The sequence below is a fragment of the Endothiovibrio diazotrophicus genome (assembly GCF_054657215.1).
The window spans coordinates 1-13,554 of sequence record NZ_BAAHXB010000144.1 but is presented as its reverse complement, the minus strand read 5'-3'; the positions used below and the strand labels follow the sequence as shown (position 1 = coordinate 13,554).

The 13,554-nt window shown below is 69.5% G+C and carries 9 protein-coding genes; 6 read left to right on the top strand and 3 right to left on the bottom strand.

Annotation, left to right across the window (positions count from 1 at the left end):
* A partial coding sequence (locus ACYQ2W_RS23290) for a hypothetical protein (RefSeq protein ID WP_459872860.1) occupies positions 1 to 363 on the bottom strand: 363 nt, incomplete at its 3' end.
* Positions 364 to 410: 47 nt separating this feature from the next.
* On the opposite strand from ACYQ2W_RS23290, the gene ACYQ2W_RS23285 reads away from it, so the two are divergent.
* The 4 genes from ACYQ2W_RS23285 to ACYQ2W_RS23270 all read left to right on the top strand — a co-directional run bounded on the left by ACYQ2W_RS23285 (position 411) and on the right by ACYQ2W_RS23270 (position 6,833).
* The gene (locus ACYQ2W_RS23285) at positions 411 to 647 is read left to right on the top strand and encodes a hypothetical protein (protein ID WP_459872858.1); all 237 of its coding nucleotides are present in this window, start codon (positions 411 to 413) and stop codon (positions 645 to 647) included.
* 77 nt (positions 648 to 724) lie between these two features.
* Positions 725 to 3,742: a methyl-accepting chemotaxis protein gene (locus tag ACYQ2W_RS23280; protein WP_459872856.1), complete on the top strand. Its 3,018-nt coding sequence runs from the start codon at positions 725 to 727 to the stop codon at positions 3,740 to 3,742.
* 95 nt (positions 3,743 to 3,837) lie between these two features.
* On the top strand, positions 3,838 to 5,511 hold the full coding sequence (locus ACYQ2W_RS23275; RefSeq protein WP_459872854.1) for a sensor histidine kinase: 1,674 nt from the start codon (positions 3,838 to 3,840) through the stop codon (positions 5,509 to 5,511).
* Positions 5,512 to 6,146: 635 nt separating this feature from the next.
* Entirely contained in the window at positions 6,147 to 6,833 is a 687-nt protein-coding gene (locus ACYQ2W_RS23270) for an alpha/beta hydrolase (RefSeq protein ID WP_459872852.1), read from the top strand.
* A gap of 144 nt (positions 6,834 to 6,977) precedes the next feature.
* Here the strand turns inward: ACYQ2W_RS23270 and ACYQ2W_RS23265 are convergent, their stop codons facing one another.
* Positions 6,978 to 9,002: a methyl-accepting chemotaxis protein gene (locus ACYQ2W_RS23265; protein WP_459872850.1), complete on the bottom strand. Its 2,025-nt coding sequence runs from the start codon at positions 9,000 to 9,002 to the stop codon at positions 6,978 to 6,980.
* A gap of 235 nt (positions 9,003 to 9,237) precedes the next feature.
* Between ACYQ2W_RS23265 and ACYQ2W_RS23260 the strand changes: the two genes are divergently transcribed.
* Both ACYQ2W_RS23260 and ACYQ2W_RS23255 read left to right on the top strand, forming a co-directional pair.
* Complete coding sequence (locus ACYQ2W_RS23260) at positions 9,238 to 11,415, top strand: c-type cytochrome (RefSeq protein ID WP_459872848.1); 2,178 nt, start codon at positions 9,238 to 9,240, stop codon at positions 11,413 to 11,415.
* 6 nt (positions 11,416 to 11,421) lie between these two features.
* On the top strand, positions 11,422 to 11,751 hold the full coding sequence (locus tag ACYQ2W_RS23255) for a hypothetical protein (protein WP_459872846.1): 330 nt from the start codon (positions 11,422 to 11,424) through the stop codon (positions 11,749 to 11,751).
* A gap of 30 nt (positions 11,752 to 11,781) precedes the next feature.
* Here the strand turns inward: ACYQ2W_RS23255 and ACYQ2W_RS23250 are convergent, their stop codons facing one another.
* Complete coding sequence (locus tag ACYQ2W_RS23250) at positions 11,782 to 13,428, bottom strand: methyl-accepting chemotaxis protein (RefSeq protein WP_459872844.1); 1,647 nt, start codon at positions 13,426 to 13,428, stop codon at positions 11,782 to 11,784.
* Positions 13,429 to 13,554 lie beyond the last annotated feature (126 nt).

Here is a 13,554-nt window from a genome sequence, read left to right as displayed (position 1 = left end):
GGCCGGGGCACCGCCCAGTGTTTGGGATCGTCTCGGGTGCGGGCTTCGGGGAGCTGGCGTTTGGGGGAAGGGGCCGTTTGGGGCGGGGGGGGCGCGCTCCGAGCGGCGAGCGTCGGGGGGGAATAGGGCAGGGGGGAGCCGTACCCCCCCGGGTCCTCGGGGCCACCCCCCTTGGGGGCGGGGGGGGGAGCGGCCCCCCCCCCCCCCCCCCCGGAAATCACGCTCGCTCGCCTGGTAGATCGAGGTGCGCGGGCAGTTGGGGAAGTTGCAGCCGGAGAAGACCAGGGTGGAGACGTCGAGGCCGCGCAGGTGACTCTCCAGGGAGGTGCGGTAGAAGGCGCCCCAGCGCGGCTTGTAGAGGATCGTCTCGGTGGGGCCGATGCGCTGCGGGGAGGTCGTAAGTCTGCTCCATGACCGGCAACGATGGCGGAGGAGCGCCCCGGCGCAAAATCAAGGCGCGCCTCGCATGGGCCATCCACGGGACGCGCAATCCCACCACTTCATCCAGGCGCAACCCCGCGCCCTCGATCAGCCATTCGAAGCGCCCCCAATCGAAGTCGGTGGCAAAGCGGTCGCCGGTCAGCGCCTCGACGCTCTCCAGCGCCGCGGCGAACGACGCGTCGAATTCCGATGTGACATTATTGTGAAAGCTGGTTACTTTCTTTGTGTTTTAATCAATTTCGTTACATATGTCGCGAATACACAGGCAATAGGAGGGGGCTGGATGAGCGATTCAAATCAACGGATTGGCTTGGGTGGACGGCTGCTGATTGCCTTCTTGCTGGTCGGCTCGATCCCCGCCGCGGTCATCACCGCCATCGCCACCTGGAACGCCACCGATGCCCTGAAGCACCAGGCCTTCGAGCGCCTGGAGTCGGTGCGCGGGATCAAGCAGGCGCAACTGGAGCGCTACTTCGCCGACCGGCAGGGCGACATGGGGGCGCTGATCGACGTGGTGGGCACGCTGCGCGGCGAGGCCTTCAGCAAGCTCACCGCGGTGCGCGAGGTGAAGCGGGCGGCGGTCGGCCGCTACCTCAATACGGTGATCGCCCAGTCCCGCACCTTCGCCGGCAACGGCATGGTGGTGGAGGCGATGGCGCGGCTGGGCGAGGCGTATTCCGCGCTGGGCGAGGAGACCGCCGCCACCCCCGATGCGGCGGAACAGCTGCGCGCGGGGCTCGCCGCCTATTACGGCGGCCCGTTCGCCGAGCACTACGCCGAGGTCAACGGCAGCCCGCCCGACTGGCGCGCGCCGCTCGACGCCCTCGGCCCCGCGGCCCTCGCCCTGCAGAGCCGCTATATCGGCGCCAGCCCCTATCCGCTGGGGGAGAAACAGCGCCTCGACGACGCCGCCGACGGCTCTCCCTACAGCGCGCTGCACCGGCGTTTCCACCCGCGCATCCGCGACTACCTGGAGGCGTTCGGCTACTACGACATCTTCCTGGTGAAGAGCGGTAGCGGCGAGGTGGCCTACACCGTGTTCAAGGAGCTCGACTTCGCCACCTCGCTGCGCGATGGCCCCTACGCCGAAAGCAACCTGGGCGAGGCCTTCCGGCGCGCCGACCAAGCCGCCCCCGGCGAGGTGGTGATGGTCGACTTCGCCCGCTACCTCCCCTCCTACGAGGCGCCGGCGGGCTTCGTCGCCACCCCGATCTTCGACGGCGAGCACCGCCTCGGGGTGGCGATCTTCCAGTTCCCGATCGACCACCTCAACGCCATCATGGGCGAGCGCGCCGGGCTCGGCGAGACCGGTGAGACCTACCTGGTGGGCAGCGACGGCCTGATGCGCTCCGACTCCTTCCTCGACCCCGCCCACCACAGCGTGGAGTCCTCATTCCGCGACCCCGCACAGGGCCGGGTGGAAACCGTGGCGGCGCGCGAGGCGCTCGCTGGCGGCAGCGACACCCGGGTGGTCATCGACTACAACGGCAACCCGGTGCTCTCCGCCTGGTCGCCGCTGGAGGTGGGGGGCTTGCGCTGGGCGATCCTCGCCGAGGTGGACGTCGCCGAGGCGTTCAGTCCCCGGCTCGCCGGCGAGGAGTTCTACCGCAAGTACATCGAGCAGTACGGCTACTACGACCTGTTCCTGATCAACCCCGACGGTTACGTCTTCTACACCGCGGCCAAGGAGGCCGACTACCATAGCAACCTGCTCGACGGCCCCTACGCCGACAGCAACTTCGGCGCCCTGGTGAAGACGGTGATCGGGGAGCGGCGCTTCGGCTTCGCCGACTTCGCCCCCTACGCCCCGAGCAACGGCGCCCCGGCCGCCTTCATCGCCCAGCCGGTGGTCCACGACGGGCGGGTCGAGCTGGTGGTGGCGCTGCAGCTGCCGCTGGAGCCGGTCAACCGGATCATGGGGCTGCGCGACGGGATGGGCGAGAGCGGCGAGTCCTATCTGGTGGGCCCCGACCGGCGGATGCGCTCGGACTCCTTCCTCGACCCCACCGGCCACAGCGTGGCCGCCTCCTTCGCCGGCAGCGTGGAACGCAACGGGGTGGATACCGAGGCGACCGCCGAGGCGCTCGCCGGACGCAGCGGCACCCGGCTGATCACCGACTACAACGGCAACCCGGTGCTCTCCGCCTACGCCCCGGTGGAGCTGGACGGGGTGCGCTGGGCGCTGCTGGCGGAGATCGACGAGGCGGAGGCGATGGCCCCGGTGAGCACCCTGCTGAAGCTGGTGGCGGTGACGCTGGCGGTGGCGTTGGCGCTGATCGTGCTGGTCGCGCTGCGCATCCGCAACGGCATCATGAGGCCGCTCGGCGGCGAGCCGGAGGAGATGCGTGCGATCAGCGAGCGGATCGCCGACGGCGACCTCTCCGTGGATCTGGGCGACCCGGCGGGGTGCAGCGGAGTCTACGCCGCCATGGCACGGATGAGCCGCCACCTGCGCGAGATGGTCGCGGAGATCGGCCACACCAGCCACGACCTTTCCGCGGCGGCCGAGGAGACCTCGGTGATCACCCGCCAGACCAGCGCCAGCGTCGACCGCCAGCAGCGGCGTGCCGACGAGGTCGCCGCCGCCGTCACCGAGATGGCGGCCACCGTGCAGGAGGTGGCGCGCAACGCCGCCGGGGCCGCCGAGGCGGCGCGCGAGGCAGAGGTCGAGAACCGCCACGGGGTGACGGTGGTGGGTGGTTCCATCGCGGTGATCGAGGAGCTCGCCAGCCACGTCGGCCAGGCCGCCGGGGTGATGGCCGAGGTGGAGCGCAATAGCGGCGAGATCGGCAGCGTCCTCGAGGTGATCCGCGGCATTGCCGAGCAGACCAACTTGCTTGCCCTCAACGCCGCCATCGAGGCGGCCCGCGCCGGCGATCAGGGGCGCGGTTTCGCGGTGGTCGCCGACGAGGTGCGCACGCTGGCCTCGCGCACCCAGGACTCCACCGCCGACATCGAGGCGATGATTCTCTCACTGCAGGAGGCGACCCGCCGCGCCGCCGCCACCATGACGCGCAGCGCCGAGCTGTCGGCGACGGCGGTGGAGCACGCCAACGAGGCCGGCGGCGCGCTGCGCAACATCGATGCGGCGACCGTGCGCATCAACGACATGAACTTGCAGAGCGCCAGCGCCACCGAGGAGCAGGCGGCGGTGGCGGAGGAGATCAACCGCAGCATCACCGCGATCAGCGAGGAGAACCGTCAAACCGCGCTCGGCGCGCGCCAGACGGCCGAGGCGAGCGAACAGTTGGCGGAGATGGCGACCCGACTCAATGATCTGGTGACCCGATTCAAAGTCTAGGGGTTCCCAAACTCGGGACGAAACGGTCGGTTATTGGGTATGCTTGGCCAGGGAAATTTCTCACCTGGCAAACGACCGTTCCCTAAGGCCCATCGATGAATCTCCGCAAAAAGATCTGGTTGGTGCTGGCCGTCACCCTGGCGGGGGTCCTGGGGCCGCTGTTCCTGCTCTTCGCCTACCTGCTCGGCAACGACTTCGACCGGCTCGCCGGCGAGCTGGCGCGGCTCCACGTGCGCCGGGTGGTCGAGCTGGTCGCCCACCAGCAGCGCACCCTCGGCGTGCTCGCCACCGACTGGGGCGAGTGGGACGACGCTTACACCTTCGTCGCCGATCACAACCAGGCGTTCGTCGACTCCAACATCACCCCCGACATCAATCAGGCGACCGAGACCGACCTGATCCTGATCCTCGACAACGCCGACCAGCCGCTGGTCGCCGCCGCCACCACCCGCGCGCCGATGGTCGGCGAGACGCTCGCCCGCCGCGCCACTGAAGCGCTGGTGGCGCGCAACTTCACCGCCGCGGAGAACGAGGAGTCGCTCAGCGGGCTGGTGAGTACTTCCCACGGCGCCCTGATGTTCGGTGCCTCACCCATCCTCTCCAGCGCCAACGAGGGGCCCAATCGCGGGGCGATGGTGATGGCGCGGCTGATCGATCCGGCCCTGCTCAAGCAGTGGCAGGAACTGCTGCAGGGAAAGTTCGCGCTGTTCGACTGGAACCGCGCGGCCGAAGAGCTGAGCGCCGGGGAGATCAAGGAGCTCACCCGCCTCCCGGAGTTGATCAGCCGGCGCGGCGGTGAGATGGTCGGCTACGGCCGGCTACTCGACGTCGACGGCAACCCCGCCTACCTGATCCGGGTGGAGCCCCAACAGGCGGTCTACGCGCAGGGACGGATCACCCTGGAGATGCTCTCCGCACTGCTTTTCGCGGCGCTGGCGCTGTTCGCGGTGACCATCGCGCTGCTGCTCAAGCGCTCCCTGCTCAGCCGCCTGGAGCGGCTCGACCGGGCGGTCGGAAGGATGGGTGACGCCGAGGGGGAGCGGGAGGTGCGGGCGATCGCCGCGGCCGCCGACGACGAGCTGGGGCGTCTCGCCGGCTCGGTGGACGCGATGGTCGGCGAACTCTCCCGTTCGCTGCGCGAGAAGGAGGTGCTGCTGCGCGAGATCCACCACCGGGTGAAGAACAACATGCAGGTGATCTCCAGCCTGCTCAACATGCAGGCCGACGGCATCGACGACCCGCACACCTGCCAGGCGCTGCGCGAGAGTCGCGACCGGGTACGCTCGATGGCGCTGGTCCACGAGAAGCTCTATCGCACCGAACAGTTCTCCCGCCTCGATTTCGCCGAGTACCTGCGCAGCCTCACCGCGGCGATCGCCCGCTCCAGCGGCGCCCTGGCCGAGCGGGTGGAGATCCGCTTCGAGCTGGAGCCGGTGGAGCTGGAACTGGACACCGCGGTCTACTGCGGCTTGGTGACCAACGAGCTGATTACCAACGCCTTCGAGCACGCCTACCCGGGGGGGCGGGCGGGGGTGTTGCGGATCGCCCTGAGGCGCGCCGGCGATGGGGCGATCGAGCTGGTGGTGGCCGACGACGGGTGCGGACTGCCGGAGGAGCTGGCGGTGGGCGAGAGCGCCACCCTCGGCCTGCGCCTGGTCACCAACCTGGTGGAGCGGCAGCTCGGCGGCGAGCTACGAATCGGACGCGACGGCGGCAGCCGCTTCCACATCCGCTTCCACGAACCGGAACGCCGGCCCAACTCGGGCTGACCCTGCAATTTCCCTCTCCGCGAATGCCGGGGACTAAGGGCGTATCGGCACATCGATGCAGTTCGAGACAGAGGCGGCGGTCGCTACCCGACTTGTTTCCGCATATCTATTCAGGTAGAAAGTACCGTGCTAGTTCAGGCGACATTTCCATGAGCTAGAGTGCTTCCACTGATCCGTTGGACACGCAATCAAACCCGGAGAGCTAGTAACTCTCAGGCCCTAACACGGCCGCCCTCTCACCCGCGTCACTTCGCTTGGCTGTCGAGTGAGTGTGTCATCAATTGGTTGGAGATACTCCGATGTACGAGCTAGCACACTTGTTGATTGGAACGGGCTATTTGCTCGCGTCGGCGGGTTACTTCGTAATGATTGCGGCGTTGTAACTTAGCTTCGCGAGTACCGCGTCGCCTGAGCTAGCTTTTTTCACCCGATTTGCGGGATACGCCCCGCTTTTCCAACACTTCCGTCAACGGATTCCGGGAAAACTTTGAATTCTTCGAAACATGGGCCGTTGAATCCATTCGTTGCAAGAATCCTCGAGCCGGACATGTCGGGTCTCGTTGGAGTTGGCTCCTACTTCGCATTCAGGGAGTTAACGCAGCAAAACCAATATCCCTCTTTTTTTCTGGCATGCCATGACCGAACCCCTGCTCCCCTGCATCGAGATCGAACCGCCTTCCGCCGCCGACGCCGCGGTGATCTGGCTCCACGGCCTGGGCGCCGACGGTCACGACTTCGCCGGCATCGTGCCGCAGCTGCGGCTGCCGCCGACGGCGGCGATCCGCTTCCTCTTCCCCCACGCGCCGGAGATGCCGGTGACCCTCAACAACGGCTACGTGATGCGCGCGTGGTACGACCTCTATTCGCTGGACCTCTCCGGCGGCGAGGACGAGGCGGGGATCCGCGCCTCGGCCGCACGGCTGGAGGCGCTGGTGGCGCGTGAGGTGGCGCGCGGGGTGGCGGAGGAGCGGGTCGTGCTGGCGGGCTTCTCCCAGGGCGGTGCGGTGGCGCTCCACGCCGGGCTGCGCCACCCGGCGCGGCTGGGCGGAGTGATGGCGCTCTCCACCTATCTGCCGCTGCGGGCGAAGGCGGTGCAGGAGCGGCGCGAGGAGGGGCAGGAGACCCCCTGCTTCGTCGCTCACGGCGAGTTCGACCCGGTGATCCCGCCGCAGGCCGGTCGCCACACCGCGGAGCAGTTGGAGGGGTGGGGGATGGGGTGCGAGTTCCACGAATATCCGATGGACCACTCGGTCCATCCCCAGGAGATCGAGCACATCCGCGCCTGGCTCCTGCGGGTGCTCGATCTGGCGGCGGATGAGTAACGCGGAGGACGCAGAGACGCAGAGGACGCGGAGAAGAAGAAATGGGGCGGCGAACCCGCTTCGCGGTTCGTTGCCCTCACGCCCTTCTCTGCGAACTCCGCGTCTCTGCGTTCTCCGCGTTTCCCACGAGCGCCGAGCCGGTACTCAGGTACGGAACTGGCCGACCAGCCCCTTGAGGGCGGCGGCGAGGTTGGCCAGCTCCTGGCTGGCGGTGGCGGTCTCGCGGGCGCCGTGGCCGTTCTCGTCGGCCAGTTTGTTGATCCGCACGATGTTGCGGTTCATCTCGTCGGCCACCGCGCTCTGCTCCTCGGCGGCGGAGGCGATCTGGGCGTTGAGGTCGTTGATCGCATCGACCGCGCCGGCGATCCGCTCCAGCGCGGCACCCGCCTCGCCCACCTGACGCACCCCCTCTTCGGCCCGCTCGCGACCGCCGTTCATCGCCGCCACCGCGTTGCGCGAGCCGGCCTGGAGCTTCTCGATCATCTGCTGGATCTCGGCGGTGGACTCCTGGGTGCGCGAGGCCAGCGTGCGCACCTCGTCGGCGACCACCGCGAAACCGCGCCCCTGCTCGCCGGCCCGCGCCGCCTCGATCGCGGCGTTGAGCGCCAGCAGGTTGGTCTGTTCGGCGATGCCGCGGATCACGTCGAGGACGGTGCCGATGTTCTCGCTGTCGCTCTCCAGTTGGTGGATCACCTCGGCGGCCTGCTCCACCTCGCCGGCCAGACCGTTGATGGTGTCGATGGTGCGCTTCACCACCTGGCGTCCGTCGACGCTGGCGCCGTGGGCCTCCTCGGCGGAGCCGGCGGCGCTGGAGGCGCTGTTGGCCACCTCGCGCACCGTGCTGCTCATCTGGTTCATGGCGGTCGCCACCTGGTCGGTCTCGTTCTGCTGGCTCACCAGGTTGGCGCTGGTCCGCTCGGTGACCGCGGAGAGCTGGCCCGCCGCGGCGCTCAGCCGCTCGGTGGCGCCGCTCACCTCCACCACGGTGGTGCGGATCTTGCCGACGAAGCGGTTGAAGCCGCCGGCGATCCGGGCGATCTCGTCGTCGCCCTTCACCGGCAGCTCCACCGCCAGATTGCCCTCCCCCTGGCCGATGTCGTCGAGACGGGCGGCCACCTCGCGCAGCGGGGCGGATATGGAACGGCGGGAGAAGAGCAGCGAGAAGGCGGCCACCGCCAGGCCGAGGAGCAGCGATGAGCCGATCAGCACGATGACGTAGTTCTCCGCCGCGGAGACGTTCTCCTCTTCGCCCTCGACGGCGGCGTCGGTGACCACCTCCAGCTTCTCCAGCCCGTCGAGCAGGGTGCGGGTGACCTCGTTGAAGCCGTCGCCGGCGGCGGTGAAGGCGAGGTAGGCGGCGAGGGCGGCGTCGAGGGTGCGGTGGTGCTCCAGGCGCAGCTCCTCCAGCACCTCGCGGTAGGGGCGGCCGCTGAAGGGGCCGTTCGCCACCGGCTGGGCGAAGGCCGGCAGCGCCTCCACCTCGGCGAGGCTGTCGTCCAGCTCGCCCCCTTCGCGGGCCAGGGCGGCGCGCACCTCGTCGAGGCCCATCTCGCCGTCGACCAGGGACTGGTAGCTGTGCAGCCGTCCGAGCAGGGCAATGCGCGACTCCATCGAGCCGTCGGCGGCGCTCCAGCGGGGGGCCAGTTGGTTCCAGTCGAGCACCGCCTCGGGGTTGGCGGCCAGCTCTTCGATGGCGCGGTCGCCCACCGCCTCCACCTCGACCATGAAGTCGACGAAGAGACGGGCGTTCGCCTTCATCGCTTGGAAGGCGGAGACGTAACCCCGGGCCGCGTCGGTCAGCCCCTGCTTGGCCCGGTCGAAGGCACCCATCGCCTGCTGGATCCGTTGGGCGTCGGCGGCGGGGACCTGGCCGGCGGCGATCAACCGGCCGAAGGCCTGGCGCACGTTGCCCTCGGCCTCGCCGACCCCCTCCGGCAACCGATACTCGCCGCCGAGGGCGGCGGCACGCATGCCGTCGAGGAGGATGATCTGGTGCTGCACGCCGATGGTGGTCTCCATCGCCCCATCAGCGGTATCCCAGGCCGGGCCCATCAGGTAGCGCACCGAGTCGCTGAGGCGGGAGGCGGAGAGGTACCCGGCGCCACTGGAGAAGAGCAGGGCGAGGGTCATGCCGGCGAGGCCGACGGCGATCTTCTGCGAGATGTTCATGGGCGGCTTCGTATTGATTTTCCGGTGACTCGTTTAAGGAGTATGGGGCGGGTCCGGGAGTGGACAACCCCGGGTGAACCCCTAGGAGCCTGTCGGACTATGGATGAATCTTGGAATCGGCAGCCGGGGTATTCCCTTTATCCCTACCCCGCCGTTTGATTCCGATTTTACCGACCCGGCGGCGGGCGCTGGTTAGAATGGCTCACATTGGCCATCAACCAGGGAAGACCACCGCATGCCCCGTCCTTTCGCGCTGCTCCTCGCCGCCGTCCTCGCCGGCACCACCCTCACCGCCACCGCCGAACCGGCCCGCTGCGACAACCCCGCCGCGGCGATCCGGCTCACCGACGAGGCCAGCTGCTACCAGGGCCTGCAACCGCCGCAGGTGAGCTGCCTGATCCCCGACGAGGTGGAGGGGGCGCTGGGCCAGGAGAACTACAACACCGTGCAGCGGGCCAGCGACCTCTTCTCCTGGCAGCAGTTCATCGCCCTCAACTGGCCCGCCTCCCGCGAACATCGCGGCCGGCCCGCCGCCGGCAAACCGGTCACCGCCAAGGGGCCGCGGGTGTGGGAGACCTGGAAGGAGGGCTACGAGGTCTACCTCCCTGACGGCGCCCGCCCCGCCCCGTGGAACGAGCCCCAGCCGATGCCCGCCGCCTGCGGGAACGCCCACGGCAAGTGGCTGATGCGCACCGCCAAGGTGAGCGACGTGGTCGACCAGACCCTGCAGGCACTGCCCGCCGACGCCACCCTGAAGGCCGACCTGAAGGACCAGCAGGGGCGGCTGGTGCGCTACGAGATCCGCCTCAACCAACCGCTCTTCCACTACATCCGCGAGCACCGCCTCTACGACGGCCGGGTCCAGGCCAAGGCGGAGAAGATCGACTTCCCGCTGGGCAGCCAACTGGTGAAGGCCGCCTGGCGCGAGGTGGACGGCGACGACGCCGAATACTTCCTCACCCGCGATGCCTGCGTCTGCGACGACGACGGCAACGGCGATCCGGTCGACTGCGCGGTGGAGAAGATGGGGCTCGCCGGCTTCCACATCATGACCCGCACCGCCGCCGCGCCGCAGTGGATCTGGTCCACCTTCGAGCAGGTGGACAACACCACCCGTATCCACCCGGCGGTGGAACCGCTCAACGACCCCGACTGCCGGCCGGAGCGCTGCCCGCAGAACGTGCAGACCGCCGACCACATCCCCAACCAGCTCACCCGGGTGATCCCGGTGCCCGACCAGGCGCCCAACTGCGCCCGCACCGATCTGGCGGCGGACAACCTGGCACTGCTCAACCACGACGTGCAGAACGACCCCAAGCTGCTCGACTCCTTCCTCCGCTACTACGAGCTGGTCGGCACCCAGTGGCCCATCGACGGCAGCAAGGAGCCGGTGAAGACCGCCTTCGCGGTGCATCCGGAGCTGCTCGGCAACACCACCATGGAGAGCTTCTCGCAGAACACCTCCAGCTGCATGGGCTGCCACGTGATGTCGCGCACCCTCAACCCGCAGAAGTACGTCAGCGCCGACTTCAGCTTCACCCTCAACAATGCCAAGCCGACGCCCCCCGGCGCCCGCTGCGTCAACGTCGAGGCCTCCGGCTCGTGCAGCGACGACATCGTCGGCCCGCTGCCCGAGAAGCCGCGCGACGAGTGGGAGCACAAGCACTGGGATGAGATCCAGCTCGGCTATCAGGTGACCACCCGCACCTACGAGGTGGTCGGCACGCGCAACGTCGGTAACCGCCTGCACTGCGAGAGCTGCCACCTCAACGCCGGCGGCAACCCCGCCGCCTCCTGGTGGGTCGACGTCGAGCGGCGCTATCCAACCACCTCAGGCACCACCCTGCAGGAGCGGATCAACGGCTGCTTCGAGCGCAGCATGAACGGCTACCCGCTCTGCTCCACCGCCGACGGTCCCGCGGCGTGCGACCGCAACCCGGTGATGGTGGGACTGACCACCTACATGGAGTGGCTCACCCGCGAGTACCACAAGACCCACTTCGAGCCCACCGACATCTCCGGTTTCGCCGGCAGTCTGGAGGGGTTCGGCGACGCCGCGCGCGGCCGCGCCATCTACACCCAGAAGTGCGCCTTCTGCCACAACAATGCCGGCCAGGGGCGCTACGAGCACGACACCTACTTCCGACCCGCGCTGTGGGGGCCCGACTCGTTCAACGCCTGCGCCGGCCTGGCCGCCGCGCCGGTCAAGGGGCAGGTGTCGATGCTCGCCAACTTCCTCCAGGGGAACATGCCCTACACCAGCGGCGGTATGCTCACCGGCACCGAGGCCGACGACCTGACCGCCTACATCAACACCCAGTGCCGCCCCGGCAAGGGGGGGGTCGGTCCCGACGGCGAGGTCTGCCCGCCGGCTCCCGGCTGCGTCGATGGCGTGCAGGTGCCGCTGCCCTAAGCGCGAATGAAACCGACAGACCGGGATAAATGGGACGACCGGTACCGGGAACGGGAGGTGGCGTCGGCGCGGGCGGCGGAAGTGCTGTGCGACCATCTCCATCTGGTCCCGCGAAGCGGGAGCGCCCTGGATCTGGCGTGCGGACTGGGCGCGAACGCCCTGCTGCTCGCCGCGCGGGGGCTGGCGGTCGAGGCGTGGGATCGGTCGCCGGTCGCGGTGGAGAAGCTGGCGGCGGCGGCCCGCCGAGGCGGGCTCGATCTCCACGAGGAGGGGCGGATCGGCGACCTCGACGCCGGACTGCGCAACGTCGCCCAGCTGATCGCCCGGCGACCCTGATCGCCGGCCCGCCCCGGACGCCGCCGCCGATCACAGACGGAACTGCCCGACCAGCCCGGAGAGGCGCGTCGCCAGCGTGGAGAGCTCGCCGCCGGCGTCGCTGATCCCGCGGGCGTCCCGCTCGGACTCGGCCACCACCTCGGCGATGGCCATCAGATTGCCGTCGACGTCCCCGGCCAGCCGGTGCTGCCCCTCGGCGGCGGCGCGGATGTCGCCGTTGAGGCGGTTGATCGAGGCCACCGCCTCGGTGATGGCGGTGAGCGCGCCGTTCACCTCGGCGGTGCGCCGCACGCTCTCCTCGGCCCGCTCGCGCCCCCGCGCCATCACCGCCGCGGACTCGGCGGCGCCGGCACGCAACCGCTCCACCAGCGCCTGGATCTCGCGGGTCGATTGCTGGGTACGGGTGGCCAGGGTGCGCACCTCGTCGGCGACCACCGCGAAACCGCGTCCCTGCTCGCCGGCGCGCGCCGCCTCGATGGCGGCGTTGAGCGCCAGCAGGTTGGTCTGCTCGGCGATGCCGTTGATCACGTCGACGATGGTGACGATCTCGCCGCTCTCCTCGGCCAGGCGCACGATCACCCCCGCCGCCGCCTGCACCTCGTCGGCCAGCTGGTGGATCGAGTCCACCGCCCCATCCACCACCTGACGGCCGTTGCGCGTCCGCTCCTCCGCACCGGCGGCGCCGTCGGCGGCGGCGCGGGCGTTCTCCACCACCTCGCGCACCGAGCCCGTCATGCGCGCCATGCTGTCGCGCACCTCGCCGCTCTGGCGGCGCTGGCGGGCCACCGCGTCGAGGCCCGCCGCGCTCACCCGGTCGAGCCGCGTCACCGCGTCGCCGAGTTGGGCGATCGCCCCGCCCACCTCGCCGACGGTCGCCCGCAACCGCTCGCTCATGCGTCGCCCGGCGTCGAGCATGGCGCCGATCTCATCGGCACGTTCCACCACGATCTCACCGGAGAGATCCCCCTCGGCCATCCGTTCGAAGTGCCCGGCAGCGCGCTCCAGCGGGCGACTGATGTCGCGCACCAGCAGGCGGCCGGCGAAGCCCGCCAACAGCACCGCCAGGGCGATCGCCGCCACCGAGACGTCGCGGATGGCGCGGTACTCCTCTTCGGCGACGGCGTACTCCCGCTCGGCGAGCTGGCGCAGAAAGGCCAGCAACTCCTTGGAGGCGGCCTTCACCACCGCATAGCTGCGGTTGTATCCGCCCGCCGCGGTGTCGTCCCACAGCGCCTCGACGGCCGCCGCGTCGCCGCGCTCCAACGCCTCGCGGGTGGGCTGCAACACCGCGCTGACGAAGCGTTCGACGGCATCGGCGTAACGCTGCACCACTGCCTGCTCGTCGGGTTCCAGGTCGGGGTCGGCGGTGGCGAAGCGGTGTTCGACCTGCAGCAGCGCGGCCACGTTCTCCGCCACCGTCCGTCCCTGCGCCGCCATGTTCGCGGCATCGGGGTGCAGGCGGGCCATGCCGACGTGGATCCGGCTGTCCATGATGCGGTGATCGATCGCGGCGAGCATCTCCCGCGCCGCCCGGTCGTTGAGCGAGTCGAGCAGGCGCTCGTTGCCCCGCGCCATGCCGAACAGCCCGACCGCGCCGCTGGCCACCAGCAGCAGCGACATCAGCGCGACCAGCAGATGAATCCGGTGGCGGATCCGCAGATTGGCGAACGGCATCATCCCGCGGCCTCTTTGGAAAAGGGAACACGGGGGTACGGTAGTCGCCGAAACTTAAGGGGTTCTTATTGGGGCCCGCGAAAGAATAACTTCCTGTTTTGGAACGCCGAGCCACTCCGCCCGGCGGCG